Origin of the sequence: Microcella sp., assembly GCF_025808395.1 — a bacterium.
Classification (GTDB): Bacteria; Actinomycetota; Actinomycetes; order Actinomycetales; family Microbacteriaceae; genus Microcella.
The window spans coordinates 527,838-554,120 of record NZ_CP075524.1 but is presented as its reverse complement, the minus strand read 5'-3'; the positions used below and the strand labels follow the sequence as shown (position 1 = coordinate 554,120).

The following is a 26,283-nucleotide window of genomic DNA, read 5'->3' as shown; positions in this document are numbered from 1 at the left end:
CTTCAGACCTCGACGCCGGCCGCACCGAGCCGTCGGGCGATCGCGGCGCGCGACAGTCGAGCGTGCTCGTCTGCCGCGACCGTCCGCTCGTCGCGGTCAGGCAGGGTCTCGCCCCTGCGCGCGAGTGCGCCGGCGAGCAGCTCGTCGGCGATGAACGGGTTCATCGGCAGGATCGGGCCGTGCAGGTGCGTGCCGATGCGAGATCCGATGCGCACGCCTTCGTACCGGTCGGCGTCGTCGTGGATGGCGCTTGACCGCGATCGATGATCGAGCGTGGCGAGCGGCACGCCGTCGTCGCGCATCACGCTCGCGCCGTGATTCAGGTAGCCGGCCATGCGATGCCCGCCGCTCGGCTCGGCGAGCACTTCGCCCACTGCTCGCCGCTCTCGATCGCGAATGACGACCGGCAGCACGTCGAGGGCTGCGCGTCGGGAGCCGTCACGAGTCTCGATCGATCGGCTCAGCAGATGGAAGCCGGCACCGATGCCGATCATCGGCACCCCATCGTCTGCCCAGGCGGCGAGTGCATCTCGGTGACGCAGCGCGTCGGGCAGCACCGCGTCTCGCGCTGATGCGGGGCCGCTGCCGATGTGCACGAGGTCGACGTCGACAGGCAGGGGGTCGCCGGTGCCGCAGAGCAGCACCTCGGCCTCGATGCCTCTCCACTCGAGCCTGCGTCGCAGTGCGAGCACGTTGCCTGCGTCACCGTTGATGCCGAGCTCGTGCGGGTAGAGGTGCAGTATGCGCAGAGCGGTCACGAGCCGCCCTCCAGATCGAGATACCCCATCATGAGGCGCAGCTCCATCATGAGCTCGTAGTTGACGATGCCCACCTTCGGGCCGTCGTCCGGGGTGTCGAGGGAGAGGAAGGCGTCGACCGCCGTGCGGAAGTCTTCGATGACCGTGCCGACAGGAATGCCGGCGTACGCAAGCCTCGTCGCCCACTGGTGGGCCTTCGTTCCGGTGACAACGTCGACATGGTCGAGCATCGAGAGATCGGTGTCGTAGATCCACGAGGGGTCGGGCGTGCCCTCGTCGACGGCGATCATGACGCACTGGGGCACGCGCCCGAGTGAATCGAGGTTGAGCTGCAGGCTCGGCGGGTTCTTCATCATGACGAGCTCGATGGCCTGGCCCTTCGCGTCGAGCACCTCGCCGCGTCCGTAGACGGTCTCCAGTGAGCCGAGCGCTGTGCTCGCCGTCTCGATCGAGAACCGATCGCCCAGCAGACTGCGCGCGGTCGCGATCGCGCCGGCAGCATCCACCGCATAGTGCAGCCCGCGTGACGGCAAGGCGACGGATGCCCGCTCACCGTCGACGGTGAGCACAGCCGCACTGCCCGCGGTGCTCTCGACCACGACCTCGGCGTCGGGCAGAGTCTCACCTGCGCCGCTCGTCAGCCTCGGAGCCGGTGCGACACCGTGCGGGCTCGCCGCGAGCGCGGCGGGTGCGACGTCGAACACGACGACCTGCTGGTCTGCGCGAGCACCGCGGCCGAGGTCGGCCGTGTTCGGGTCGGCCGCATTGACGATCAGTCGTCGACGCGCACGGGCGGCGATCTGCTCGAGCATGCGGTAGACGCGGTCGGGTTCGTGAAAGCGGTTGAGCTGATCGATCTGCAGGTTGAGCAGCAGCACGTCGGTCGGCGCCAGCCGCTCGGCGAGACCGACGCCGTACGCCTCGTCGACTTCGAGCACTGCCAGATCGTCGCGCACCCTGCCGTCGAGCGGCACGGTCGCCAGCAGCGCTGATGCGATTCCCTGCGGAAGGTTCGCCCCGCTGGGGTTCGTGAACACCCGCATACCGTGTGCACGCAGCACGGCCACGAGCATGTTGGTGGTCGTCGACTTGCCGTTCGAACCGGTGACGAACACCACTCCGAGCGCCATCGATCCGAGAGCGTGCTCGAGAAATCCCGGCGCGATGCGCAACGCGATGTTGCCCGGTATCGCCGAGCCGCCTCCGCGCAGCCGCGCGAGTGCACGCACGACGCGGCCGACGATCACCGCGAGACGGATGCGCACGATGCGTGCCTACTCGAGGTAGTCGCGCAGGGCCTGCGACCGCGAGGGGTGGCGCAGCTTGGCCATCGTCTTCGACTCGATCTGCCGTATCCGCTCGCGCGTGACACCGAAGGTGTCGCCGATCTGATCGAGGGTTTTGGGCATGCCGTCGCCGAGGCCGAACCGCATGCGGATCACGCCTGCTTCGCGCTCAGACAGCGAGTCGAGCAGGCTCTCGAGCTGCTTCTGCAGCATCGTGAAGCCGACTGCGTCGGCCGGCACGACAGCCTCGGTGTCTTCGATGAGGTCACCGAACTCGCTGTCGCCGTCTTCACCGAGGGGTGTGTGCAGCGAGATGGGCTCGCGGCCGTACTTCTGAACCTCGATGACCTTCTCGGGAGTCATGTCGAGTTCGCGCGACAGCTCTTCGGGCGTGGGCTCGCGGCCGAGGTCTTGCAGCATCTGCCGCTGCACTCGGGCGAGCTTGTTGATGACCTCGACCATGTGCACGGGAATACGGATCGTGCGGGCCTGGTCTGCCATGGCGCGCGTGATCGCCTGACGGATCCACCAGGTGGCGTAGGTCGAGAACTTGAAGCCCTTGGTGTAGTCGAACTTCTCGACGGCCCTGATCAGACCGAGGTTTCCTTCTTGGATGAGGTCGAGAAACTGCATGCCGCGACCGGTGTAGCGCTTGGCGAGCGACACGACGAGACGCAGGTTCGCGCCGAGCAGGTGGTTCTTGGCGCGCTGGCCGTCACGCGCGACCCAGGCGAGGTCGCGGCCCATGGCGGTGCGCTTCTCTTTCTCGCTCATCGTCGAGAGCTTCTCCTCGGCGAAGAGCCCTGCCTCGATGCGCATCGCCAGCTCGACCTCTTCGGCGGCGTTCAGCAGCGGAACCTTGCCGATCTGCTTTAGGTAGTCCTTGACCGGGTCAGCGGTCGCACCGGTGATCGTCGTCGAATAGACCGGCACTTCGTCATCGTCAGTGTTCGAGATGACGATGGCGCCGGTCGGCAACGGACCAGCTGAGCCCGAGTCGTCGTCAGAGTCGTCATCATCGTCAGTCGCATCAGCGGCGGGGCTCTCGGCGGTGTCGTCGGCCGCGGTGTCTGCGGGCTCGACGGCCTCGTCTGCATCGGCATCGATGACGATCTCGACCTCGTCGCTGTCGTCGGCTGCACCGGCTGCAGCTGCCGCTGTGGGCTTCTTGGCGCGCGACTGCTTCGTCGGCGCGCTCGTGGCCGCGGGAGCCTTCGCAGCCGTCTTCTTCGCCGCGGGAGCCTTCGCCGCTGGGGCTTTCGTCGCTGGGGTCTTCGATGCCGTGTTCTTCGGCGCTGCGGTCTTCGCAGCAGCAGTCTTCGGGGCTGCGGTCTTCGCAGCTGCAGTCTTCGACGCTGCGGTCTTCGATGCCGGCTTCTCGGCCGTGGCGGCCGCGGCCGAGGCAGTCTTCTTCGCAGTCGTGGTCGTGGTGCTGGTCGCTCGGGTAGCCATGGGCCCCTCAATCTCGCGTTCTGCGGGCAGTACAACGACCCATGTCAAGTCGCGAGGTGTGTGATGCAGTGTGCTTCTGCTGCGAGAAGCGGGCCGAATCTACCGTGCGACCGACTGGGTCGTGAGGGACAATTATTGCACGAACTGCTGTGCGCGCCGACCACGGGGTCAGCGCGGCTCGTCATCTGACGACTGGCGATGGGCCAAGAACTTCTCGAGCTCGGCGGCAATCGCGTCGGCACTCGGAAGCTCGCCGTCTTCGTCGGTCAGCGGAGACCGCAGCGGGTTGTCCTCCATGTAGCTGTCGTGCCGCTCTTCGAGCGTGCCGACGAGGCGAGCCAGCTCGGTGTTGCCTTCGACCTGGTCTTCGATGCGCGCGAGAAACTCGCGGCCCTCGGCGCGCAGCCGATCGGTCGGGAAGAGCATGCCGGTCGCGGCCGTGATGCTCTCGAGGGCGGTCACTGCGGCCGACGGAAACTCGGTGTCGGCGAGGTAGTGCGGCACGAGCAGCACGAACCCCGCGGTCGGGTGGCCCGCTTGCGTCAGCCGGTGCTCGAGCAGGTGCAGCACGTTGCCGGGCACTTGCGTTCGAGGGCGCCACACCGACAGTGACTCGATGAGCTCGTCGCGGTTGCCGCTCACGGTCACGCCGATGCCGCGCGTGTGCGGCACAGGCATCGGAATGGCGTGCACCCACGTGGTCGACGCCACGGCATACCGCTCGATGATCTCGAGCAGGGCAGCGACGAAGCGCTCCCACTGAAAATCGGGCTCGTACCCGGTGAGCAGCAGAAAGGGCGCACCGATCTCGTCATGTGCGAGGCGCACGGTCAGCGCGGGGCGGCGAAACTCGGTGATGCGGGTCTCGTCGAAGACCAGAATCGGCCGCCGCGCCCGGTAGTCGAGCAGCTCGTCGTTGTCGAAGACCACGACATCACGATGCTCGAGCTCATCGATGAGGTACTGCGAGACCTGCCCGACGGCGCCCCCAGAATCGACGAAACCGGTCAGGCCGATCACGAGCGGCAGCCCCGCCGGAACGTCGGCCTCCGTGAGCACCACGGTGTAGAGCTCTGTGGGATTCCGCATGACTCCATGGTAGAACCGCCATCGCGCGCGACCTGCGAGCTGGCGCGCGCTCAGAGCGAACACGCGCAGATAGCATGGCCGCCATGCCCGTTGCCTCTCTTGCCGCCACTCTCGAATCGCCCTGGAATCTCGACGTCGACGCTCTCATAGTCGGCATCGCACCGGGTGAGGTCGGTGCTGTGATCGTGGGGGCGGATGCGGGGCCGCTCGCCGCGATCACCGAGCAGTTGAGCGCACTGGGGTTGACGGGCGCGACAGACGAGACGGCGCGCATCCCCTCGCCCGAGGGTGTCGCTGCCCGCAGCATCCTGCTGGTCGGAGTGGGGCGCGCGCCCCTCAACCCCGAAGGTCTGCGCTCGGTCGCCGGCACGGCCGCGCGCGCCGCGGGCGGTGCCTCACGGGTCGCAATCGCACTGCCGACGACCTCAGCGACTGAAGTACAGGCCGTGCTCGAGGGTGCTGCCCTGGGGGCATACCGCTTCGGGCCGGCGCGCGAGGGCGACGCTGTCAGCGACCCGCCAGCCGGCATCGCCACCATCGAGCTCTGCACCCAGGTCGACGACGCCGCGGCAGCCGCCGAGGTGGCCGCCATCACAGCAGAGGCCGTGTGCCTCGTGCGCGACCTGGTCACGACTCCCCCGAATCAGCTCTACCCCGAGACCTTCGTCGAGCGCGCCGTTCGCGCGGCCGAAGGCCTGCCCCTCGACGTCGAGGTGTGGGGCACCGACGAGCTCGAGGCCGGCGGCTTCGGGGGCATTCTCGGCGTCGGTCAAGGGTCGGCCCGCCCGCCCCGCTTGATGGCGCTGCGCTATCGGCCGAGCGAGACCGCCCCGCACCTCGCCCTGGTCGGCAAGGGCATCACCTTCGACTCGGGCGGGCTCTCGCTCAAGCCCGCAGCGGCGATGGTCGGCATGAAGTACGACATGACGGGTGCCGCGACGGTGCTCGCCGCCACGATCGCGGCCGCACGCCTGGGCGTCGACGCGCGCGTGACGGGCTGGCTGTGCCTCGCCGAGAACATGCCCTCGGGTTCTGCCCTGCGCCCCAACGACGTCATCTCGACGCGTAGCGGCACGACCGTCGAAGTGCTCAACACCGACGCCGAAGGCCGACTGGTGCTGGCCGACGGCCTCGCCGCCGCGAGCGAAGAGCAGCCTGACGCCATCATCGATGTCGCAACCCTCACCGGCGCGGCGCGCGTGGCGCTCGGCGAGCGCTACGCCGGCCTCATGGGCGACGACGAGCTCGTCGCCGAGGTGCGTGCCGCCGCTGGCGAGAGCGGTGAGCTCGTGTGGCCCATGCCCCTGCCTGCCGAGCTTCGCGCGCTGCTGAAGACCGATGTCGCCGACATCGCAAACGCCAAGCCGGGCAACACTGCGGCGGGCATGCTGCTGGCGGCAGTCTTTCTGCGTGAGTTCGTGGGGCGTCGGGGTGACGGCGATGATGCGCCGCGCATCCCGTGGGCGCACCTCGACATCGCCGGGCCTGCCAACAACGCGACAGCCCCGTTCGGCTACACGCCCAAAGGTTCGTCAGGGGTCATCACGCGAACGCTCATCCGAGTCGCTGAGCGCTTCGCGACCAAGTAGTAGGCTCGACTGCGGGCACGAAACAAACGTGCCGTTCGTCGGGTCGACCCGCCACCACGAGTTTGGCCCCTGCGCGACAGCCCTTGACGCATGAAGGAGCCTCACCCGGTGTCTGATCACTCTTTTGACCTCGTCATTCTCGGTGCCGGAAGCGGTGGGTATGCCGCAGCGCTGCGCGCCAGCCAGCTCGGCATGAGCGTCGGACTCATCGAGAAGTCGAAGGTCGGCGGAACCTGCCTGCACGTCGGCTGCATTCCGACCAAGGCGCTGCTGCACGCGGCAGAGGTGGCCGATGCGGCCCGCGACGCCGCCCAGTTCGGAGTCAAGGCCACGCTCGAGGGCGTCGATGTTCCCGCCGTCATCCAGTACCGCGAAGGCATCATCGCCAGCAAGTACAAGGGCCTGCAAGGGCTCATCAAGGCTCGAGGCATCACGACGATCGAGGGCGAAGGCCGCCTCACCTCGCCGACGACCGTGCAGGTGGGAGACAGCACGATCACCGGCAAGAACGTCGTGCTCGCGACGGGCTCGTACTCGCGCACCCTTCCGGGGCTCGAGATCGGCGGTCGCGTCATGACCTCCGAGGGCGCACTGCAGCTCGACTTCGTGCCGAAGAAGGTCGCCGTGCTCGGCGGCGGCGTCATCGGCGTCGAGTTCTCGAGCGTCTGGCGCTCGTGGGGTGCAGACGTGCACATCATCGAAGCACTCCCCCACCTCGTGCCGCTCGAAGAAGAGTCGATCTCGAAGCAGTTCGAGCGCGCCTACCGCAAGCGCGGCATCGAGTTCACCCTCGGCGTGCGCTTCCAGAGCGTCACGCAGAATGACCAGGGCGTCGTCGTGACCCTCGAGAACGGCGCCACGATCGAGGCAGACATTCTGCTCGTCGCCGTGGGTCGGGGCCCCGCCACCGCAGGGCTCGGCTTCGAAGAGGTCGGCGTGGCCATGGATCGCGGATTCGTGCTCACCAACGAGCGGCTCGAGACGAGCATCCCGGGCCTGTACGCCGTCGGCGACATCGTTCCGGGCCTGCAGCTCGCGCACCGCGGCTTTCAGCAGGGAATCTTCGTCGCCGAAGAGATCGCGGGGCTCAACCCGGTCGTCATCGCCGACGTCAACATTCCGAAGGTCACCTACAGCGAGCCCGAGGTCGCCTCGGTCGGCCTGACCGAGGCCAAGGCGAAAGAGCAGTACGGCGACGCCGCGATCACCTCGTACGACTACAACCTCGCGGGCAACGGCAAGAGCCACATTCTCGAGACGGCCGGCTCGATCAAGGTCGTGCGCGTCGTCGATGGCCCCGTGGTCGGCGTGCACATGATCGGTGCTCGCGTGGGCGAACTGATCGGCGAAGCGCAGCTTGCCGTGAACTGGGATGCCCACCCCGAAGACGTCGCGCCACTGCTGCACGCCCACCCGACCCAGAACGAAGCCCTCGGCGAGGCGTTTCTCGCACTCGCGGGCAAGCCCTTGCACGCGATGTGAGCGCGCGGGCGCACCGTAGGCTAGACACCACCGACATGCTTCAAAGGAGCACGAAATAATGAGCGAATCCGTCAACCTCCCGGCGCTCGGTGAGAGCGTGACCGAGGGCACGGTAACCCGATGGCTGAAGAACGTGGGAGACCGAGTCGAGGTTGACGAGCCCTTGCTCGAAGTTTCGACCGACAAGGTCGACACCGAGATTCCCTCGCCCGTCGCGGGAGTGGTCGAAGAGATCCTCGTGGCTGAAGACGAGACGGTCGAGGTGGGCACCCCCCTCGTGCGCATCGGCACCGGCGACTCGGCCGCCGCAGCGCCCGCCCCCGCATCGGCGCCCGCCGAGACTGCGGCAGAGGCACCGGCCCCCGCGGCAGAGCCGGAGCCAGCACCGGCGCCGACAGCACCCGAGCCTGCTCCTGCGGCCTCGGCTCCGGCCGCCTCAGCACCCACACCGTCGGCTCCCGCTGCGTCGGCTCCCGCACCGTCGGCTCCCGCCCCGTCTGCTCCGGCACCGTCGGCTCCCGCGGCACCCGCTGCCGAGGCGCCGGCTCCCGCGCCAGCCCCGTCACCGGCTCCGCCTGCCGCGGCGCCGACGGCTGACACCGCGAGTGCCGCTGGCTACATCACGCCGCTCGTGCGCAAGCTGGCACAGGAGAAGGGTGTCGATCTCGCCACCGTGACTGGCACTGGTGTCGGCGGCCGCATTCGCAAGCACGACGTGCTGGCCGCGGCGACCGGCTCGGGGTCGAGCGCGGCCGCCTCGGCGCCGCGCGAGCTCGAGACGTCACCGCTGCGGGGCACCACCGTGGCCATGTCGCGACTGCGCAAGGTCATCGCCGAGCGCGCAGTCATCTCGATGCAGTCGACGGCGCAGCTCACGACAGTCGTCGAGATCGACGTCACCAAGGTCGCGGCCCTGCGCACCGCCGTCAAGGCCGACTTCGAGAAGGCGACCGGCACGAAGCTCTCGTTCATGCCCTTCTTCGCGAAGGCGGCGACTGAGGCGCTGCGCGCCTTCCCGATCATCAACTCGACCGTCGAGGACGACTCGATCGTCTACCCCGAGACCGAGAACCTCGCGATCGCGGTCGACACCGAGCGTGGCCTGCTGACGCCCGTGATTCGCAACGCATCAGACCTGAGCATCGCCGGTCTCGCCACCGAGATCGCCGACCTCGCAGCTCGCACTCGCGACAACCAGCTGAAGCCCGACGAGCTCGCCGGCGGAACGTTCACGTTGACGAACACCGGTTCTCGCGGCGCACTGTTCGACACCCCGGTGGTGTTCTTGCCTCAAGTGGCCATTCTCGGCACCGGCATCGTCACGAAGAAGCCTTCGGTCATCAGCGTCGACGGCTCAGACGTCATCGCAGTGCGGTCGATGGTCTACTTCGCCCTGTCGTACGATCACCGCATCGTCGACGGCGCTGACGCCGCGCGGTTCTTGAGCGCGATCAAGGCCCGACTCGAAGACGCCGACTTCGACGCCGACCTGGGCATCTGATCGGTCGCGCGACCTAGGCCACGACGTCTCGAATACGCCAACCGGCCTCACTTCTCACCAGCAGAAGTGAGGCCGCGGTGGTGTCTGGGGTGATGAGGTCGACGAGCACCGCAGCGCCCATGCGCTCAGTGACCACGACCTCGCCTCCAGACTGCTGCCACTGCAGCAGCGCAGCGTGACGCGGGTCTGAGCTGGCGATGAGTCGCTCAGCGGCCGAACCCGCGTGGGCGACCCTCGCCACGCAACCGGAATCGACGGTGTCTTCTGCTGGCCCGCACGCGAACCAGCGATCGACGAGCGAAGCCACGAGCGCCGCCCACTCGTCGGCATCGGGGTGCAGTGCTGTCTCGGGCAGTGCGGACTCGGGCAGTGCGGACTCGGGCAGTGCGGACTCGGGCAGAGAGGGCTCAGACAGACCGGCGCTGGTGCCATCGACCGCGACACCTGCCTCGACCCGCTCGCTGACCGAGGCAGTCGACTGGCCGAGCACCACGACCGCGAGCGCGAGAGCGGCCGCCCCGGCGAGGCCGACCAGCAGGAATCGCGGGCGCACCCGTGTCACCCCGGTCCGCAGTCGACGAGTGAGCGCAGATCGAACCTCACCAGCACCGAGGGCGAGTCGTTCTGCCGAACCGCGCACGACCGTCGCGATGTCGCGGGGAAGGCCGACGCTCTCGACGGCTGACACGAGAGCCTCGAGCCGCCTCGGCAGCGCGGTGGACGGAGCAGCGGGAGGTGGGGCGGCGAGATCTCGATCGACCATCACGCTGACACCGGTCACCTCGTCGGCGGGCCGACTCGCAGGCTCGGCTTCGCGCTCGACCTGCAACGGATGGGGTTCGGCCAGGTCGAAGAGGGCGTGCAGCAGCGCCGGCCCGCGGTGCCTCAGCGCCGCCTGCAGGGCCGGGCGCTGCGAGACGTCAGTGGCCGCGGCGACCGTTGCGCCGAGTGCGTCGAACGCATCGAGGTCGGCGGCGTAGGCCGGTTCGTGATCGCGGAAGCGGTCGGGCAGCACCGGCCCCAGGCGAGCACGGTGACGACGCGTGAGCACCGGCGCACCGGCCGCGCTCAAGCGCACAGAGTCTGCCGTGAGCGGCAGCCCGGTGATGCCGAGTCGGTGCGCGCTGTCGAGGGCATCAGCGAGGGGTGCGAGCACCGTGATCGCCTCACCCAGCGTCACGAGCCCCGCTTGCGCGTGCAGCACGCTGTCGAGCCGGGGCCCGGCCAGGTGGGCAGAGAAGAGCGCGACGCGACCATCGGCGAGGGTCGCGAGATCGGTCACGAGCGAGAGGTGATCGGCGATCGCTCCCCCCGCGCCTTTCGCCGCATCTGAGATGGCGACCTCGGCGTCGATCACTGCATCGGCAGTCTCGCGGTGCAGAACCCGCACCGCGACCGTCTCACCGTCGGCGTGGGCGACCAGGGTCTGAGCGCGAGGGCTCGCCGCGAGCACCCTCACCACGCGAAACCCGCCGACCTCGCGCACGGCGCTGCTGGCATCGATCGAGCTCACGGCGTGCGGCATGCCCCCATGGTCGTCGAGACGATCGTGCTCGCTGACGCGCTCGGCCATCTGCGGGAGAAGCAACTCTGCTGCGCGCGACGGGGAGGAGCGACGCGTGGCCCTATTCTGGTAGTCATGGCTCGCACCTCTGCTCAGAAACCCGCCAAAGAACCCGGTCGCATGAAGCAGATGTGGCAGGTGTTCCAGATGACGCGGCGGATGGACCCGCTCGCTGTCTGGGTGATGCTGCTCTGGTTCTTGCTGCCGATTCTCGCGGGCGTGCTGCTCGCCGTCTTCGCCACACCCGGCGATGTTCTCGCCGGGTTCCTCTGGGTGACCACGGGCGTGCTCGGCGGCATTCTCGCCGCGATGATCATTCTCGGCCGTCGTGCCGAACGAGTCGCCTACCGGCAGATCTCGGGCCAGCCCGGTGCCGTGGGCGCCGTGCTGAAGTCATCACTGCGTCGCGCCTGGCAGGCGAGCGAGATGCCCATCACCGTGAGCCCCAAGACGCAAGACGCCGTCTACCGGGCGGTCGGCAAGCCCGGAGTCATGATCATCGGCGAAGGCCCGCAGTCGCGCACTCGGCGCATGATGGAAGATGAGCGGCGCAACGTCAACCGCATCGTGCCGAACGTTCCCGTGCACTTCGTGCACGTGGGCCCCGATGCCGAGAGCACCAAGCTCGAGAACCTCGCCAAGACGCTCAACAAGCACAAGAAGGTGCTCAGCAAGGCAGAAGTGTTCGCGGTCAGCAACCGCCTGACCTCGCTGAGCAAGTCGAGCACCCTCCCGATTCCGAAGGGCATCGACCCGCTGAAGGCACGCGCGCCCAAGCCGCGCTAGCGCTCAGCGACGCAGCAGGATCGTTCGCGACAGCCGGTCGTGAAGGCCGCGGTTGTTCTCGTCCCAGAGCAGGGCGGGAATCACGAGGGCGATGAGCAGCGCTCGCACTGCAGGTCGCCAGACTCCGAGCAGCCCGCCCTCCATCGGCACCACTCTGAGGCCGAGCATCGCGTGGCCGATGCTCGCGTTGACGACCACGGTCATGAGCACCTGCAGGCCCACGAAGATCGCGAGCGTCACGAGCGGCTGATACGAGAAGAACGCCGCCGAGATGACGACGGCGAGCATCCAATCGATCGTGAGGGCCGCGATGCGGCGGCCCAGGCGCCCCACAGAACGCGGCCCCGATTCTGGCAGCCCGAGTCGTTGGCCCGGCCAGTCGGGGGCCGGAGGCGCGGCAGGGTTGGTCACCATCACAGCCTACGAGCACCGCGCGGGCCTAGACTGACAACGTGATCGACTTCGTCGTCACGGGGCTAAGCGCCAACTCCGTGCCGTACTTGTCGGGTCTCGAACAGCAGCGTGCCCTGCATGCCGCTGTCGTCGAGGGCCGGGCGCCCGATACCGTCATGCTGCTCGAGCACGACAGCGTGTACACCGCAGGCAAGCGCACTGAGCCCCACGAGCGGCCCACAGACGGCTCGCCCGTCATCGATGTCGATCGCGGCGGCAAGATCACCTGGCACGGTCCCGGTCAGCTCGTCGGCTACCCGATCATTCGGCTCGTCGAACCCGTCGACGTCGTGCGCTATGTGCGCAGCCTCGAGAGCATGATCATGGCGGTGCTCGCCGATCTCGGCATCGTCGACGCTGGCCGCGTCGACGGGCGAAGCGGCGTATGGATGCGCGGCTCAGAGAAGATCGCGGCCATCGGGGTGCGCGTGGCCCAGGGTGTGACCATGCACGGCTTCGCGCTGAACTGCTCGAACAGCTTCGACGCGTACGACACGATCATCGCGTGCGGGCTGGACGATGCCGGAGTCACCTCGATCAGCCGAGAACTGGGGCGAACCGTCACGCCGACGGAGGTCATCCCCCTCATCGAACGCCACTTCAGTGCTCACGTGCACGCCGCCGTCTCACAAGGAGTCTCTGCATGACCACGACACCCGCCACCCATCCTGCAGAGGGCCGCAAACTGCTGCGACTCGAGGTGCGCAACGCGCAGACCCCCATCGAGAAGAAGCCCGAGTGGATCAAGACTCGCGCCTCGATGGGCCCCGAGTACACCGCGCTGCGCTCGCTCGTCGGCGAGAAGCAGCTGCACACCGTCTGCCAAGAGGCGGGGTGCCCCAACATCTACGAGTGCTGGGAAGACCGCGAGGCGACCTTTCTCATCGGGGGCAGCCAGTGCACGAGGCGCTGCGACTTCTGCCAGATCGACACGGGCAAGCCTGCCGACTACGACACCGACGAGCCCCGCCGGGTCGCCGAGTCGGTCGTCGAGATGAACCTGCGGTACGCGACGGTCACCGGTGTCGCGCGCGACGACCTGCCAGACGAGGGCGCCTGGCTGCACGCCGAGACTGTGCGCAAGATTCACGAGCTCAACCCGGGCACCGGGGTCGAGTTGCTCGCGACCGACTTCTCGGGAAACCCCGAGCTGCTGCGGGTCGTGTTCGACTCGCGGCCCGAGGTGTTCGCGCACAACGTCGAGACGGTGCCGCGCATCTTCAAGCGCATCAGACCGGCCTTTCGCTACGAGCGGTCGCTCGACGTCATCACGCAGGCGCGCGACTACGGCCTCATCACGAAGTCGAATCTGATTCTGGGCATGGGTGAGACACGCGAGGAGGTCTCGCAGGCACTGCGCGATCTGCACGCCGCGGGCACCGACATCGTCACGATCACGCAGTACTTGCGACCGACACCGCGCCACCACCCGATCGACCGCTGGGTCAAGCCAGACGAGTTCGTCGAGATCAAGGCCGAAGCCGAAGAGATCGGGTTTCTCGGCGTGCTGGCCGGCCCGCTCGTGCGCTCGAGCTACCGGGCGGGTCGCCTCTGGGCGCAGTCGATGGTCGCGAAGGGCCGGCCGATACCCGAGTCGATGCGTGCTCTCGCCGACACGACAGCGGGTTTCGCCCAAGCCGTGGGCTGAGCACGCCGTAACATCCCCGAAACAATCGGGACACTGACGAGAAATGCCCTGCGCCTAGAGTCGATGCGAGGCTGCGCCTGCAGTCATCCGGTACCAAGCTCAGGAGATCTGTCACATGTTCAGTGATTCTTCCGAGGTGCTGAAGTTCATCAAGGACACGGACGTCGTCTTCCTCGACATCCGCTTCACCGACCTCCTCGGTGTCCAGCAGCACTTCAACATCCCCGCCGCGACCGTCGACGAAGAGTTCTTCACGGTCGGCCAACTGTTCGACGGCTCCTCGATTCGAGGCTTCCAGTCGATTCATGAGTCTGACCTGCAGCTCATCCCAGACGTGTCGACGGCCTACGTCGACCCCTTCCGCACCGAGCGCACGCTCATCATGATCTTCGACATCTACAACCCGCGCAACGGCGAGATCTACAGTCGCGACCCGCGCCAGGTGGCGAAGAAGGCCGAGAAGTACCTCGCCTCGACCGGCATCGCCGACACGGCGTTCTTCGCTCCCGAAGCCGAGTTCTACATCTTCGACGACGTGCGCTACGAAGTGAAGCAGAACACCTCGTTCTACTCGGTCGACTCGAGCGAAGCCGCGTGGAACACCGCGCGCGCCGAAGAGGGCGGCAACCTCGCCAACAAGACCCCCTTCAAGGGCGGCTACTTTCCGGTCAGCCCGGTCGACCAGCACGCCGACCTTCGCGACGACATCGTCGTCAAGCTCATCGAGGTCGGGCTCGACGTCGAGCGCAGCCACCACGAGGTGGGCACCGCCGGCCAGGGTGAGATCAACTACAAGTTCGACACCATGGTGTCGGCCGCCGACGACATCTTGAAGTTCAAGTACATCGTCAAGAACACCGCCCTCGAGTGGGGCAAGGTCGCCACCTTCATGCCGAAGCCGCTCTTCGGCGACAACGGATCGGGCATGCACACCCACCAGTCGCTGTGGAACGACGGCAAGCCGCTGTTCTACGACGAGGCCGGCTACGGCGGGCTCAGCGACATCGCGCGCTGGTACATCGGCGGCCTGCTCAAGCACGCCCCCGCGGTGCTCGCGTTCACGAACCCCTCGCTGAACTCGTACCACCGACTCGTCAAGGGCTTCGAGGCTCCCGTCAACCTGGTGTACTCGGCGGGCAACCGCTCGGCCGCCATCCGCATCCCGATCACGGGTACGAACCCCAAGGCCAAGCGCATCGAGTTCCGCGCGCCCGACGCCTCGGGCAACCCGTACCTCGCGTTCGCGGCGCAGATGATGGCCGGCCTCGACGGAATCCTCAACAAGATCGAGCCGCACGAGCCCGTCGACAAAGACCTCTACGAGCTGCCGCCCGAAGAGGCCAAGGGCATTCCGCAGGTTCCCGGGTCGCTCGAAGAGGCGCTCGTCGCGCTCGAGAACGACCACGAGTTCTTGCTGCAGGGTGGGGTCTTCACGAAAGACCTCATCGAGACCTGGATCGACTGGAAGCGCGAGAAAGAGATTCTTCCTGCAGCGCAGCGACCGCACCCGTTCGAGTACGAGCTGTACTTCTCGGTCTAGCGTTCACCCCGCCACCACAGCACGCGAGGGCCTCGTTCCGTTTCGGAGCGGGGCCTTCGCGCTGTTCGGGATGCTCGCGCGAGCTACGTCGTGCCGTAGAAGCCGCGCTCGAAGACCTGGCGGGCCAGGCGCGTCGTGCGCAAGTAGTCTTCCTCGAGTTGCGAAGCTCCCCCCGCCGGGTAGCCCATGAGCCGCGCGACGCCCTCGAGCTGGGGCCGGTCGGTCGGCAGCACGTCTGAGGTCTTGGCGCTCCAGAGCGTCAGGGCCGACCGCGCACGAGAGGCGATCACCCACGCGGCACGCAGGCGCTCAGCATCTGACGCCGACACGAGCTGAGCATCCATCGCCGCATCGAGGGCTTCCAGCGTCGACGTCGTGGCCAGCGCGGGCTCGTCAGCGGCATGCTGCAGCTGCAGCAGCTGCACGAACCACTCGACGTCGCTCAGCGAGCCCCGCCCCAGCTTGAGGTGCCGCGCAGGGTCGGCGGCTTGCGGCAAGCGCTCTGATTCGACGCGGGCCTTGATGCGTCGAACCTCACGGGCGTCCGCCTCGGCGAGCGAGGCCGGGTAGCGCACGGTGTTGGCGAGCGCGGTGAAATCGGCCATGAGCTCGGTGTCGCCCGCCACGGCGCGCGCGCGCAGCAGCGCCTGGGCCTCCCAGGTGAGCGACCAGCGCTCGTAGTAGGCGCGATACGAGTCGAGCGAGCGCACGATCGCACCGTTCTTGCCCTCGGGCCTGAGGTCGTTGTCGAGGTCGAGCGGAAGCCGAATGTCGTCGGTGAGCCGTGCGAGCTCGTGCACGATGCGCTCTGCACGCGACTGCGCCTCGTCACCAGCGCCGGCGTCTCGGTAGACGTACATGACGTCGGCGTCAGAGCCGAAGCCCAGCTCGGCTCCCCCATACCGACCCATGCCGATGATCGCGAACTCGATGCCGTCGCCGAACCGGTGGGCGAGCGACAGCGCCCCGGTGAGCACCGTCGTCGTCACGTCGCTCAGGGCGCGCCCGAGCTCATCGACGGTGATGACGTTCAAGATGGCGGCGAGGGCCAGGCGCAGCAGCTCGCGCCGTCGCGCGGTGCGCAGCGCTTTCGCGGCGGCGTCGATGTCGCCGTCGTGCCGGGCGACCGTCGCGCGCGCCTCATCGAGCAGCGTCGCGAGCGCGCGCGGGCGCAGCTCGTCTTCGTTCTCGAGCCACGCGGCACCCTCGGGAATGCGCTCGAACAAGCCGCCGACATAGCGCGATGACGCGAGCACGCTCGTCAGACGCTGGGCGGCACCGCTCGAATCGCGCAGCATGCGCAAGAACCAATAGGCCTCACCGAGGTCGTCGCTCAGGCGACGAAACGAGAGCAGACCATAGTCGGGGTCGGCGCCGTCGGCGAGCCACTGCAGAATGACGGGCAGCAGCGTGCGCTGAATCTGCGCCCGGCGAGACACCCCGCTCGTGAGCGCCGCAATGTGGTGCAGCGCGCCCCGAGGGTCGACGAAGCCGATAGCGCTGAGTCGCGCGACCGCCTGCTCGCTCGTGAGCGCCAGCCCGTCGTCGGGCAGCGCCGCCACCGCCGACAGCAGGGGGCGGTAGAACAGCCGCTCGTGCAGCGAGCGCACCGCGATCTTCGTCTGCTGCCATCGGTCGATGAGCTCGCCGGCGCTGGGCGCCAAGCCCGTGGCGCGCGCGAGCACGCGCAACCGGTCGTCATCGCGCGGCATGAGATGCGTGCGCTGCAGACGCTCGAGCTGCACGCGGTGCTCGATGACGCGCAGCAGCCGGTAGTCGCGGCCGAACTCGGCAGCTTCGACCCGGCCGATATAGCCGTGCTGAGCGAGCGCCGCGAGCGCACCGAGCGTGTCGGGCTGACGCACCCGATCGTCGCCGTGGCCGTGCACGAGCTGCAGCAGCTGAATCGTGAACTCGACGTCGCGCAGCCCGCCCGGGCCGAGCTTGAGCTGAACATCCACTTCGTCAGAAGGAATATGGTCGGTGACACGCTCGCGCATGCGCTGCACCGATTCGACGAAGCCCTCGCGCTGCGAGCTCGACCAGACCAAGGGATGCACGCTCTCGCAGTACAGCCGACCCAGCTCGGGGTCTCCGGCCAGGGGTCGCGACTTCAAGAGCGCCTGAAACTCCCAGCTCTTCGCCCAGCGGTCGTAGTAGGCGCGGTGCGACTCGAGCGTGCGCACGAGCGCGCCGTCTTTGCCCTCGGGGCGCAGGTTCGCGTCGACCTCCCACAGGGGCGGTTCGAAGCCGGGCTCTTGAATGCCGCGTGCCGTCTCGGCCGCGAGTCGAGTGGCGATCTCGACCGCGCGCGACGGCTCAAGATCGTCGGCGGCGTCGGCGACATAGATGACGTCGACGTCGCTGATGTAGTTGAGCTCGCGCGCGCCCGCCTTGCCCATGCCGATGATCGCGAGCCGCGTGCGCGCCACCTCATCGGTGGCGAAGCTGCTCGCGCGGCGTGCGAGCAGCAGACTGGCATCGAGCGTCGCACCGGCCAGGTCGGCGAGAGCCGCTGATACCACGGGCTGCGCCTCGAGGGGGTCTGCATGCTCGAGATCCCACGCGGCGATGCGGGTCAACCAGTGGCGGTAGCGCACCCGCATCGCGGTGCGAGCGGCCTCGTTGTCAGCGTGCGCGTCGACCGCGGCCGAGAGATCTCGGCGCAACTCGTCGACACCGGGCAGGGCGCGCAACGGCGTGCGCAGGGCCGCAAGCTCATCGGGTCTGCGCCGCAGAAACTCGGCGAGACCCTCGCTCGCGCCGAGCACGCGCACGAGCCTGGTCGCCCAGGCTGCGTCGTCGAGCACCGGCCGGAGGGCATCCTGATGCTGCTCGTGCAGCCGCACCAGCTGCCGCAGCGCGCGGTCAGGGTCGGCCGCGAGGCTGAAGGCGTCGAGCAGCGACTCAAAGCCTTCGAGCGCGTCACGCGCCTCGCTCAACTCAGAGAAACCGAGTCGAGCGAGCTCAGTCAGCGTTGACGGGCTTCGCGTCATGGTGGGGCCGGCCCAGGTTAGAGAATCTCGAGATTGCTCTCGAGTTCGTACGGGGTGACCTGAGCGCGGTAGGCCGACCACTCGCGACGCTTGTTGAGCAGCACGTAGTTGAAGACCTGCTCACCGAGCGTCTCGGCGACGAGCTCACTGTCTTCCATGAGGGCGAGGGCTCGATCGAGGCTCGACGGCAGCGCCTGGTAGCCCAGAGCACGCCGCTCAGACTCGGTCAGCGCCCACACGGTGTCTTCAGCCTCGGGGGGCAACTCGTAGCCGTTCTCGATGCCCTTGAGACCGGCAGCGAGCAGGAGCGAGTAGGACAAGTAAGGGTTCGCGGCCGAATCGATGCCGCGGTACTCGACGCGGGCGCTCTGCCCCTTGCCCGGCTTGTAGAGCGGCACGCGCACGAGCGCCGACCGGTTGTTGTGCCCCCAGGTGACATAGCTCGGGGCCTCATCGCCGCCCCACAAGCGCTTGTACGAATTGACGAACTGATTCGTGATCGCCGTGATCTCGGGCGCGTGAGTGAGCAGACCCGCCACGAACTGACGACCGATCTTCGAGAGCTGGTACTGCCCTGAAGCATCGAAGAACGCGTTGGTGTCACCCTCGAAGAGCGACATGTGGGTGTGCATGCCCGAACCCGGCTGCGCGGCGAGCGGCTTCGGCATGAAGGTGGCGTAGACGCCCTGCTCGATAGCGACCTCTTTCACGACCGTGCGGAAGGTCATGATGTTGTCGGCCGTCGTCAGCGCATCGGCGTATCGAAGATCGATCTCGTTCTGACCGGGACCCGCCTCATGGTGGCTGAACTCGACCGAGATGCCGAGATCTTCGAGCATGCGCACCGCGCGGCGCCTGAAGTCGTGGGCGCTACCGCCCGGCACGTTGTCGAAGTACCCGGCAGAATCGACCGGCTGGGGGCCCTTCGGGCCGAGCTTGCTGCTCTTGAGCAGGTAGAACTCGATCTCGGGGTGCGTGTAGAACGTGAAGCCGCGGTCGGCGGCCTTGGCGAGCGTGCGCTTGAGCACATTGCGCGGGTCAGCGGAAGCGGGCTGACCGTCGGGAGTCGTGATGTCGCAGAACATGCGCGCAGTCGGGTCGACCTCGCCGCGCCACGGCAGAATCTGGAACGTCGTCGGGTCGGGATGCAGCAGCACATCGGCCTCGAACGCCCGCGTGAAGCCCTCGATCGACGAACCGTCGATGCCCAGCCCCTCGGCGAACGCACCCTCGACCTCGGCGGGCGCGACCGCGACCATCTTCAGACTGCCCACCACATCGGTGAACCACAGCCGCACGAACTTGACCCCGCGCTCTTCGATCGTGCGAAGAACGAAGTCGCGCTGCTTGTCCATGCTGACCCTTCTGATAGCCGAGAGTGCGGTCGAACGGGCTCTCACAGCCCCGCCATTAGGCTACTGCGTATGCCCCGCCTGCGCGTCGCCCTGGCCCAGTCGAACCCCGTCGTCGGCGACCTCGTCGGCAACGCTCAGCAGATCGTCGACGCCGTGCGCGCGGCCGCCGAGCAGGGAGCCGACCTCGTGGCGACCGGAGAGATGGCACTCACCGGATACCCGATCGAAGACCTCGCCCAGCGCCCGTCGTTCTTGGTGACCGCCTCGCGCGCAGTGCCCGCCCTCGCCGCACGACTCGCTGACGAAGGGCTCGGCGAGACCGTCGTCATCGTGGGGCACCCAGACGGCCCGCATGAGCCTCGACTGCTCGGCACCTCGAACGCCCCCACCGCGATCGCGCAGAACTGTGCGAGCGTGCTGCATCGCGGGCAGGTTGTCGCCCGCTACGCCAAGCACCACCTGCCCAACTACTCGGTCTTCGACGAATACCGCATCTTCATTCCCGGAGACGAACTGCTCGTGCTGCGCCTGCGCGGCGTCGACGTCGCCGTCATCGTGTGCGAAGACCTCTGGCGCGACGGCGGCCCCGTCGGCCGAGTGCTCGACGCCGACGCCGGAGTGCTCATCGTCATCAACGCCTCCCCCTTCGAACGCGACAAAGACGAAGTGCGCCTGCCCCTCGTGACGCGTCGGGCGACCGAGACAGACACCGTCGTCGCCTACGTCAACATCGTCGGCGGTCAAGACGACCTCGTGTTCGACGGCGACAGCGTCGTCGTCGACGGCCAAGGAACGATACTGGCGCGCGCCCCGCAGTTCGTCGAGCACCTGCTGGTGGTCGACGTGGATGCGGCCGACCACACCGAGACCGAGTTGCCGCCGAACGTGCGGCGCGTCGAACTCGAGGTGCGGGGTGCGGCGGAGGAGCATCCCATCGCCACTGACGTTGCCGTGCTCGCGGATGACCGCGAGCAGCTCTGGAACGCACTCGTCACAGGCACGCGCGACTACGTGCGCAAGAACGGGTTTCGCAGCGTCATTCTGGGGCTCTCGGGCGGCATCGACTCGAGCGTGTGCGCGGCCATCGCGGCCGACGCGATCGGGGCCGAGAACGTCTACGGCGTCTCGATGCCCTCGCGCTACAGCTCAGACCACTCGCGCAGCGATGCCGACGAACTCGCGGAGCGCATCGGGCTCAACTATTCGGTCGAGCCCATCGCCGACCTCGTTCAGCCCGTCGAGAGTCAGCTCGCGCTCACCGGGGTCGCCGCCGAGAACCTGCAGGCGCGCATTCGAGCGATCATTCTCATGGGGCTGTCGAACATGCACGGGCACCTCGTGCTCACGACGGGCAACAAGACCGAGCTCGCGGTGGGCTACTCGACGATCTACGGCGACTCGGTCGGCGGGTTCGCCCCCATCAAAGACGTGCCGAAGCTGCTCGTCTGGGAGCTCGCGCGGTGGCGCAACGACGCTGCGGTCGCGCGCGGTGAAACCCCGCCGATTCCGCGCGGGTCGATCGAGAAGCCGCCGAGCGCCGAGCTGCGGCCCGACCAGACCGACCAAGACACGCTGCCGCCCTACGAAGTGCTCGACGCGATTCTCGACGCCTACGTCACCCGCGCGCTCGGGCACGACGACGTCGTCGCGCTCGGCTACGACCGCGAGACGGTCGACTTCGTCACCGGGCTCGTCGACCGCTCGGAGTGGAAGCGCAGGCAGGGTGCCATCGGGCCGAAGATCTCGGGCATGGCTTTCGGGCGCGACCGACGGCTGCCGATTACGTACAGGCCGACTGAGTAGCCACCGGTCTAGGGTGGTGAGCATGGCTGAGGCACCGAAGCGCGTTCGCACTCGACACTTCGCGCGGGCGAAAGAACAGGGCATCAAGATCACCGGGCTCACGTCGTACGACGTGCTCACCGCGCAGATCTTCGATGAGGCCGGCATCGACTTTCTGCTCGTCGGCGACTCTGCGGGCAACACCGTGCTCGGCTACGACACGACCCTGCCGGTGACGATCGACGAGCTCATACCCCTCACTCGAGGCGTCGTGAGCGGCGTCAAGCGCGCCCTGGTCGTCGCCGACATGCCGTTCGGTTCGTACGAGACCGGCCCCGAAGAGGCGCTGCACACGGCGTTTCGGTTCATGAAAGAGACCGGAGCCCACGCCGTGAAGCTCGAAGGCGGAGTTCGCTCGGCCAAGCAGATACGCCGCATCGTGTCGGCGGGCATCCCCGTCATGGCGCACATCGGATTCACGCCGCAGAGCGAGCACGGGCTCGGCGGCCACGTCATTCAGGGTCGCGGCGAGGCGGCCGAAGCCCTGCTGGCCGACGCGCGCGCGGTCGAAGAGGCTGGAGCGTTCGCCGTCGTGCTCGAGATGATTCCCGCCGAAGTGGCGCGGCAGATCACCGCCGAGTTGAGCATCCCGACCATCAGTGTCGGCGGCGGCCCCCACTGCGACGGCCAGCTCGTCGTCTGGACAGACTGGGCGGGCCTCACCGGCGGGCGCATTCCGAAGTTCGTGAAGCAGTATGCGAACCTGCGCCAGGTGCTGACGGATGCTGCGCTCGCGTACAAGGCCGACGTCGAGTCGGGCGCCTACCCCGACGAGGCGCACAGCTACAGCGACGAGTCCGCCGAGAAAGCGCTGCAGGAGCGCGCGAACTAGCTTCGCCACTGGCGAACGTCGCTAGATTCGCCACAAACCGTGGTGACCTCGCGACGTGAACGCCCTTTTGCGCCAGATCTGGAGGGGAACTACTCCTCTTCGTCGGCGTCCCACTGGCGCGAGCGCTCGCGCGCGATCTCGGGGGCGCGGCGGGCTTCGGCCTCCGAGTCGTAAGGGCCGTCACGATCCATGCCCAGCGACTGCGGGCCCTGCTCGACCTCGCCGGTCTTGTGGTTGTACCACCACTGCTCTGCCATGGGCCACTCCCCTCGCTCGGTAGACTCGACTCTATGCCCCGCGACGAACACGGTCACCTCGTCGCCGGGCGACTGTCACCGCAGCGCAGTGTTCCGGCGAGCATCCCGAAGCCGCCGTACGTGGGCAAAGCGGCACCGCCACCGCACGTCGGCGGCGATGTCTACGACGCCGAGACGATCGAGCTCATCCGCGAGTCTGGCCGCATCGCCGCGCAAGCCGTCGAGGCCGTCGGCGCTGCCATCGCGCCGGGCGTCACGACCGACGAGCTCGACCGCATCGCGCACGAGTACGTGCTCGACCACGGGGCCTACCCGTCGACGCTCGGCTACCGCGGGTTTCCGAAGTCGTGCTGCACGAGCCTCAACGAGGTGATCTGCCACGGCATCCCCGACGACACCGTCATCGCCGAGGGCGACATCGTCAACATCGACATCACAGCCTTCAAGAACGGCGTGCACGGCGACCTCAACAAGACCTTCATCGCGGGCGCAGCGAGTGACGAGGCGAGCCTGCTCGTCGAGCGCACCGCCGAGGCGCTCAACCGCGGCATCAAGGCCGTCGCACCCGGACGCCAGATCAACGTCATCGGCCGAGCGATCGAGGCCTACGCCACGCGGTTCGGCTACGGGGTGGTGCGCGACTTCACGGGCCACGGCGTCGGGCGGTCGTTTCACTCGGGGCTCATCGTTCCGCACTACGACGCCGCGCCCGACTACTCGACGGTTATGGAGGTGGGCATGGTCTTCACGATCGAGCCGATGCTGACCCTCGGCACGATCGAGTGGGACATGTGGGCCGACGACTGGACGGTCACGACGAAAGACAAGAAGCTCACGGCGCAGTTCGAGCACACGCTCGTCGTCACCGAACGAGGGGCCGAGATTCTCACACTGCCGTGAGAGCCCGCCGCAACGACAGGAGACCCGCATGACCCGCGCCATCGGCATCGATATCGGCGGCACCGGCATCAAAGGGGCGATCGTCGACTTGGATGCGGGCGAGCTCGTCAGCGAGCGCGTCAAGCAGAACACCCCGGAAGGCGGTGAGCCCGACGCGATCATCGACACCGTGCGGCAGATTGTCGACGAGCTCATCAGTGAGCACGGCGGCGACGACGTCGCCCACATCGGGGTGTGTTTTCCGGCGATCGTGCGCAACGGTCGCACGATGTCGGCCGCGAACGTGAGTGACGACTGGATCGGGCTCGACGCCGACACCCTCTTCGGCGAGGCCCTCGGCCGCGACATCCACTTCGTCAACGACGCCGATGCTGCGGGATATGCCGAAGCGGTCTACGGCGCAGCGCGCGACCAGCGCGGTCTCGTCATCGTCACAACGCTCGGCACCGGCATCGGCAGCGCCTTCATCTACGACGGCGTGCTCGTGCCCAACACCGAGCTCGGGCACCTCGAGCTCGACGGAGACGACGCCGAGCACTGGGCGGCCAACTCAGCCCGCGAGCGCGAAGAGCTGTCGTTCGAGGAGTGGGCGACACGACTGACCCGCTACTACCGACACGTCGAGTTCTTGTTCTCACCCGACCTGCTCGTCATCGGCGGCGGGGTCTCGAAGCAGCATGACGAGTTCATGCACCTCATCGACGTCGAGACGCCCATCGTTCCGGCCGAGCTGCGCAACAACGCGGGCATCATGGGTGCCGCTGCTCTCGCCGAGCGCCACGCGCGCTAGCCCTGGTCAGGCGTCGCGGGCACGTCAGAGTTGCCGTCTGTGGCGCTAGTCGCCGAACGTTTCACGACTCATGCCACGCACGGCGACTGTCGCGCGCGGGCGCAGGCGCGGCGCCGGCTACTGGCGCTTGAACTGGTTGACGAGCGGGCAGTCGAAGGGATCGCGCGCTGAGAGTCCGACGCGGTTGAGATAGTCGATGACGATGCCGTACGAGCGAATCACGCCCGTCTCGGTGTACGAGATGCCCGTCGTGGCCGCATACTCGCGCACGATCTCTCGGGCACGGCTGAGCGCCGGGCGCGGCATGTTCGGAAAGAGGTGGTGCTCGACCTGGTGGTTGAGACCGCCGAACATGACGGTCGCCCACCAGCCGCCCTTGAGGTTGCGCGAGGTCAGAATCTGGCGGTGCAAGAAGTCGAGCGAGGTGTCGTTCTCGAGAATCGGCATGCCCTTGTGGTTGGGGGCGAAGGATGCTCCCATGTAGACGCCGAAGACCGCGAGCTGCACGCCCAAGAATGCGAAGGCCATGCCGAGCGGCAGGAACAGGAAGATCGCGGTGATGTACAGCGACAGCCGCAAGAAGATGAGTGCGAGCTCGAGGTAGCGGTGCTCGACCTTGCCCTTCTCGAAGAGCGTGAGCACCGAGCGGAAGTGCAGATTGATGCCTTCGAGCGTCAGCAGCGGGAAGAACAGGTACCCCTGGCGGCGTGTGATGAGGGCGAGAAATCCCGTCGACTTCTCGGCGTCGGCCTCGGTAAAGACGATCGTGTCTGGCTCGATGTCGGGGTCGGCGCCCTTCTGATTGGGCTTGGCGTGGTGGCGCGAGTGCTTGTGCATCCACCAGTGGTAGCTGATGCCGACCACCGCGGTGGCGAGAATGCGCCCGACCCAGTCGTTGACCTTGCCCGACGCGAAGATCTGGCGGTGCGAAGCCTCGTGCGTGACGAAGGCGATCTGCGTGAGCACGATGCCGAGCGCGGCGGCCATAAGCAGCTGGAACCAGCTGTCGCCCAGCAGCACCATGCCGGTCACGATGCCGCCGAGGGCCGCAGCGAGGGCGGCGAAGACGAGGTAGTAGAACCCCTCGCGACGCCTCAGCAGACCGGCATCGCGCACCGTGCGCATGAGGGCCGAGTATGACGCGGTGATCGGAACAGCGTTCGGATCACGCGGAGTCGTCGTGCGCACGGAGCCGAGTGAACCGGAGGAGGCAAGAGAGGTCATGAGGCCTTCGGGGTCGGTATGCGACTTCCCAGCCGTCACGGTGTGCGAGCGAGTGCTCACCAGATGTTCTGACTCTACGCACGCCCGCATGCCAAACGCGGCATGCCGGGCCGATGCACAGCAGAGGCTTACCTTGCTTGCTGTCGACGTGAGGCGGGAGTTGACTGTGGCGATGAGCAAGTCGCAGTCAGAACCTTCGCCGACATCGGGTCTGCACGACGCAGAACCGCACGACCGGGGCGCGTTCTCTGACGGGCTCAACAAGCTGCGCGCCGGAGTTCTCGGGGCGAACGACGGCATCGTCTCGGTCGCCGCGGTCGTCGTCGGTGTGGCTGGCGCGACGAGCGAGCTCGCGCCGATCATCACTGCCGGCGCTGCCGCCGTGGTGGGCGGAGCCTTCTCGATGGCGCTGGGCGAGTATGTGTCGGTCGCGAGCGCGCGCGACAGCCAGACCGCGCTCATCGCGAAAGAGAAGCGCGAGCTCGCCGAGATGCCCGACGAAGAACTGGCCGAGCTCGCGGCCATCTACGAGGCGAAGGGGCTCAGCGCCCAGACCGCGCAGCGCGTCGCCGAAGAGCTGACGGCGCATGATGCGCTCGCCGCGCACCTCGAGGCCGAGCTGCACATCGACGAGACCGAGGTCTTGAAGCCCTGGCAGGCGGCGTGGGCCTCATTCGCCGCGTTTCTGCTCGGCGCGGTGCTGCCGATGCTCGCGATCACGCTGCCACCCGCCGACCTGCGGATTCCGATCACCTTCGCCGCCACGCTGCTGGCCCTCGGCATCACCGGGGCGCTCGGCGCGGTGCTCGGCAAGAGCCCGTGGGTGCGGCCCACCGTGCGCGTTCTCATCGGCGGCACGATCGCCCTCGCGGTCACCTTCGGCATCGGCGCGCTGCTCGGCACCGCGATCGGCTAGTTCTCGCCGCCAGCGCACGACGG

The 26,283-nt window shown here is 67.7% G+C and carries 22 protein-coding genes; 12 read left to right on the top strand and 10 right to left on the bottom strand.

Translation table 11 applies throughout. The features are described from left to right. Window positions 1–2: 2 nt before the first annotated feature. From KIT89_RS02730 to KIT89_RS02715, 4 genes are all read right to left on the bottom strand, one after another. A complete protein-coding gene (locus tag KIT89_RS02730; RefSeq protein WP_297602986.1) occupies window positions 3–758 on the bottom strand; it encodes a cobyric acid synthase in 756 nt (251 codons plus the stop codon). Continuing rightward, window positions 755–2,023, bottom strand: coding sequence for a MurT ligase domain-containing protein (locus KIT89_RS02725; protein WP_297602984.1), 1,269 nt, complete (start codon window positions 2,021–2,023; stop codon window positions 755–757). Before KIT89_RS02725 ends, KIT89_RS02730 begins: the two co-directional genes overlap by 4 nt. Window positions 2,024–2,032: 9 nt before the next feature. Further along, on the bottom strand, window positions 2,033–3,496 hold the full coding sequence (locus KIT89_RS02720; RefSeq protein WP_297602982.1) for an RNA polymerase sigma factor: 1,464 nt from the start codon (window positions 3,494–3,496) through the stop codon (window positions 2,033–2,035). A 168-nt stretch (window positions 3,497–3,664) separates the two neighbouring features. Next, on the bottom strand, window positions 3,665–4,585 hold the full coding sequence (locus tag KIT89_RS02715; RefSeq protein ID WP_297602980.1) for a proteasome assembly chaperone family protein: 921 nt from the start codon (window positions 4,583–4,585) through the stop codon (window positions 3,665–3,667). 83 nt (window positions 4,586–4,668) lie between these two features. Here KIT89_RS02715 and KIT89_RS02710 point away from each other — a divergent pair, with 83 nt between their 5' ends. The 3 genes from KIT89_RS02710 (at window position 4,669) to sucB (ending at window position 9,157) form a co-directional block, all read left to right on the top strand. Then, window positions 4,669–6,174: a leucyl aminopeptidase gene (locus KIT89_RS02710; RefSeq protein WP_297602978.1), complete on the top strand. Its 1,506-nt coding sequence runs from the start codon at window positions 4,669–4,671 to the stop codon at window positions 6,172–6,174. 108 nt (window positions 6,175–6,282) lie between these two features. Then, on the top strand, window positions 6,283–7,656 hold the full coding sequence (gene lpdA, locus KIT89_RS02705) for a dihydrolipoyl dehydrogenase (protein WP_297602976.1): 1,374 nt from the start codon (window positions 6,283–6,285) through the stop codon (window positions 7,654–7,656). 58 nt (window positions 7,657–7,714) lie between these two features. Further along, window positions 7,715–9,157, top strand: coding sequence for a 2-oxoglutarate dehydrogenase, E2 component, dihydrolipoamide succinyltransferase (gene sucB / locus KIT89_RS02700; protein ID WP_297602974.1), 1,443 nt, complete (start codon window positions 7,715–7,717; stop codon window positions 9,155–9,157). 13 nt (window positions 9,158–9,170) lie between these two features. On the opposite strand, the gene KIT89_RS02695 is transcribed toward sucB, so the two are convergent. Further along, window positions 9,171–10,730, bottom strand: coding sequence for a hypothetical protein (locus tag KIT89_RS02695; RefSeq protein ID WP_297602972.1), 1,560 nt, complete (start codon window positions 10,728–10,730; stop codon window positions 9,171–9,173). A 66-nt stretch (window positions 10,731–10,796) separates the two neighbouring features. Between KIT89_RS02695 and KIT89_RS02690 the strand changes: the two genes are divergently transcribed. After that, the gene (locus KIT89_RS02690) at window positions 10,797–11,507 is read left to right on the top strand and encodes a DUF4191 domain-containing protein (protein ID WP_297602970.1); all 711 of its coding nucleotides are present in this window, start codon (window positions 10,797–10,799) and stop codon (window positions 11,505–11,507) included. Between the two features lie 3 nt (window positions 11,508–11,510). Here KIT89_RS02690 and KIT89_RS02685 read toward each other — a convergent pair whose 3' ends face one another. Beyond that, complete coding sequence (locus KIT89_RS02685) at window positions 11,511–11,921, bottom strand: RDD family protein (RefSeq protein ID WP_297602969.1); 411 nt, start codon at window positions 11,919–11,921, stop codon at window positions 11,511–11,513. 38 nt (window positions 11,922–11,959) lie between these two features. Between KIT89_RS02685 and lipB the strand changes: the two genes are divergently transcribed. The 3 genes from lipB to glnA all read left to right on the top strand — a co-directional run bounded on the left by lipB (window position 11,960) and on the right by glnA (window position 15,148). Continuing rightward, window positions 11,960–12,607 (top strand): lipoyl(octanoyl) transferase LipB, encoded by a 648-nt coding sequence (gene lipB, locus KIT89_RS02680; RefSeq protein ID WP_297602968.1) that lies wholly within the window; start codon window positions 11,960–11,962, stop codon window positions 12,605–12,607. Then, the gene (gene lipA, locus KIT89_RS02675) at window positions 12,604–13,608 is read left to right on the top strand and encodes a lipoyl synthase (RefSeq protein ID WP_297602966.1); all 1,005 of its coding nucleotides are present in this window, start codon (window positions 12,604–12,606) and stop codon (window positions 13,606–13,608) included. Before lipB ends, lipA begins: the two co-directional genes overlap by 4 nt. A gap of 115 nt (window positions 13,609–13,723) precedes the next feature. Continuing rightward, entirely contained in the window at window positions 13,724–15,148 is a 1,425-nt protein-coding gene (gene glnA, locus KIT89_RS02670; protein WP_297602965.1) for a type I glutamate--ammonia ligase, read from the top strand. 83 nt (window positions 15,149–15,231) lie between these two features. Here the strand turns inward: glnA and KIT89_RS02665 are convergent, their stop codons facing one another. Next, entirely contained in the window at window positions 15,232–18,144 is a 2,913-nt protein-coding gene (locus KIT89_RS02665; RefSeq protein WP_297602964.1) for a bifunctional [glutamine synthetase] adenylyltransferase/[glutamine synthetase]-adenylyl-L-tyrosine phosphorylase, read from the bottom strand. Between the two features lie 17 nt (window positions 18,145–18,161). Beyond that, complete coding sequence (locus KIT89_RS02660; RefSeq protein WP_297602962.1) at window positions 18,162–19,499, bottom strand: glutamine synthetase family protein; 1,338 nt, start codon at window positions 19,497–19,499, stop codon at window positions 18,162–18,164. 69 nt (window positions 19,500–19,568) lie between these two features. Between KIT89_RS02660 and KIT89_RS02655 the strand changes: the two genes are divergently transcribed. Further along, window positions 19,569–21,302 (top strand): NAD+ synthase, encoded by a 1,734-nt coding sequence (locus KIT89_RS02655; RefSeq protein ID WP_297602961.1) that lies wholly within the window; start codon window positions 19,569–19,571, stop codon window positions 21,300–21,302. A gap of 22 nt (window positions 21,303–21,324) precedes the next feature. Further along, entirely contained in the window at window positions 21,325–22,173 is an 849-nt protein-coding gene (gene panB / locus KIT89_RS02650) for a 3-methyl-2-oxobutanoate hydroxymethyltransferase (protein ID WP_297602960.1), read from the top strand. Between the two features lie 89 nt (window positions 22,174–22,262). On the opposite strand, the gene KIT89_RS02645 is transcribed toward panB, so the two are convergent. Beyond that, complete coding sequence (locus tag KIT89_RS02645; RefSeq protein WP_297602959.1) at window positions 22,263–22,430, bottom strand: methionine aminopeptidase; 168 nt, start codon at window positions 22,428–22,430, stop codon at window positions 22,263–22,265. Window positions 22,431–22,463: 33 nt separating this feature from the next. Between KIT89_RS02645 and map the strand changes: the two genes are divergently transcribed. Further along, entirely contained in the window at window positions 22,464–23,330 is an 867-nt protein-coding gene (gene map / locus KIT89_RS02640; protein WP_297602958.1) for a type I methionyl aminopeptidase, read from the top strand. A 28-nt stretch (window positions 23,331–23,358) separates the two neighbouring features. Beyond that, entirely contained in the window at window positions 23,359–24,120 is a 762-nt protein-coding gene (gene ppgK / locus KIT89_RS02635) for a polyphosphate--glucose phosphotransferase (protein WP_297602957.1), read from the top strand. A 117-nt stretch (window positions 24,121–24,237) separates the two neighbouring features. Here the strand turns inward: ppgK and KIT89_RS02630 are convergent, their stop codons facing one another. Beyond that, window positions 24,238–25,245, bottom strand: a complete 1,008-nt coding sequence (locus KIT89_RS02630; protein WP_297603886.1) for an acyl-CoA desaturase — start codon at window positions 25,243–25,245, stop codon at window positions 24,238–24,240. Between the two features lie 271 nt (window positions 25,246–25,516). Here KIT89_RS02630 and KIT89_RS02625 point away from each other — a divergent pair, with 271 nt between their 5' ends. Further along, on the top strand, window positions 25,517–26,260 hold the full coding sequence (locus KIT89_RS02625; protein WP_297602956.1) for a VIT family protein: 744 nt from the start codon (window positions 25,517–25,519) through the stop codon (window positions 26,258–26,260). Window positions 26,261–26,283: the final 23 nt, after the last annotated feature.

Excerpts from the sequence above, each read along its gene's own strand:
- KIT89_RS02720 (WP_297602982.1), bottom strand. The coding sequence starts at position 3,496 with ATGGCTACCCGAGCGACCAGCACCACGACCACGACTGCGAAGAAGACT.
- KIT89_RS02715 (WP_297602980.1), bottom strand. The coding sequence starts at position 4,585 with ATGCGGAATCCCACAGAGCTCTACACCGTGGTGCTCACGGAGGCCGAC.
- KIT89_RS02710 (WP_297602978.1), top strand. The coding sequence starts at position 4,669 with ATGCCCGTTGCCTCTCTTGCCGCCACTCTCGAATCGCCCTGGAATCTC.
- sucB (WP_297602974.1), top strand. The coding sequence starts at position 7,715 with ATGAGCGAATCCGTCAACCTCCCGGCGCTCGGTGAGAGCGTGACCGAG.
- KIT89_RS02695 (WP_297602972.1), bottom strand. The coding sequence starts at position 10,730 with ATGGCCGAGCGCGTCAGCGAGCACGATCGTCTCGACGACCATGGGGGC.
- KIT89_RS02690 (WP_297602970.1), top strand. The coding sequence starts at position 10,797 with ATGGCTCGCACCTCTGCTCAGAAACCCGCCAAAGAACCCGGTCGCATG.
- KIT89_RS02685 (WP_297602969.1), bottom strand. The coding sequence starts at position 11,921 with ATGGTGACCAACCCTGCCGCGCCTCCGGCCCCCGACTGGCCGGGCCAA.
- lipA (WP_297602966.1), top strand. The coding sequence starts at position 12,604 with ATGACCACGACACCCGCCACCCATCCTGCAGAGGGCCGCAAACTGCTG.
- glnA (WP_297602965.1), top strand. The coding sequence starts at position 13,724 with ATGTTCAGTGATTCTTCCGAGGTGCTGAAGTTCATCAAGGACACGGAC.
- KIT89_RS02665 (WP_297602964.1), bottom strand. The coding sequence starts at position 18,144 with ATGACGCGAAGCCCGTCAACGCTGACTGAGCTCGCTCGACTCGGTTTC.
- KIT89_RS02660 (WP_297602962.1), bottom strand. The coding sequence starts at position 19,499 with ATGGACAAGCAGCGCGACTTCGTTCTTCGCACGATCGAAGAGCGCGGG.
- KIT89_RS02655 (WP_297602961.1), top strand. The coding sequence starts at position 19,569 with ATGCCCCGCCTGCGCGTCGCCCTGGCCCAGTCGAACCCCGTCGTCGGC.
- panB (WP_297602960.1), top strand. The coding sequence starts at position 21,325 with ATGGCTGAGGCACCGAAGCGCGTTCGCACTCGACACTTCGCGCGGGCG.
- KIT89_RS02645 (WP_297602959.1), bottom strand. The coding sequence starts at position 22,430 with ATGGCAGAGCAGTGGTGGTACAACCACAAGACCGGCGAGGTCGAGCAG.
- map (WP_297602958.1), top strand. The coding sequence starts at position 22,464 with ATGCCCCGCGACGAACACGGTCACCTCGTCGCCGGGCGACTGTCACCG.
- ppgK (WP_297602957.1), top strand. The coding sequence starts at position 23,359 with ATGACCCGCGCCATCGGCATCGATATCGGCGGCACCGGCATCAAAGGG.
- KIT89_RS02630 (WP_297603886.1), bottom strand. The coding sequence starts at position 25,245 with ATGCGCACGGTGCGCGATGCCGGTCTGCTGAGGCGTCGCGAGGGGTTC.
- KIT89_RS02625 (WP_297602956.1), top strand. The coding sequence starts at position 25,517 with ATGAGCAAGTCGCAGTCAGAACCTTCGCCGACATCGGGTCTGCACGAC.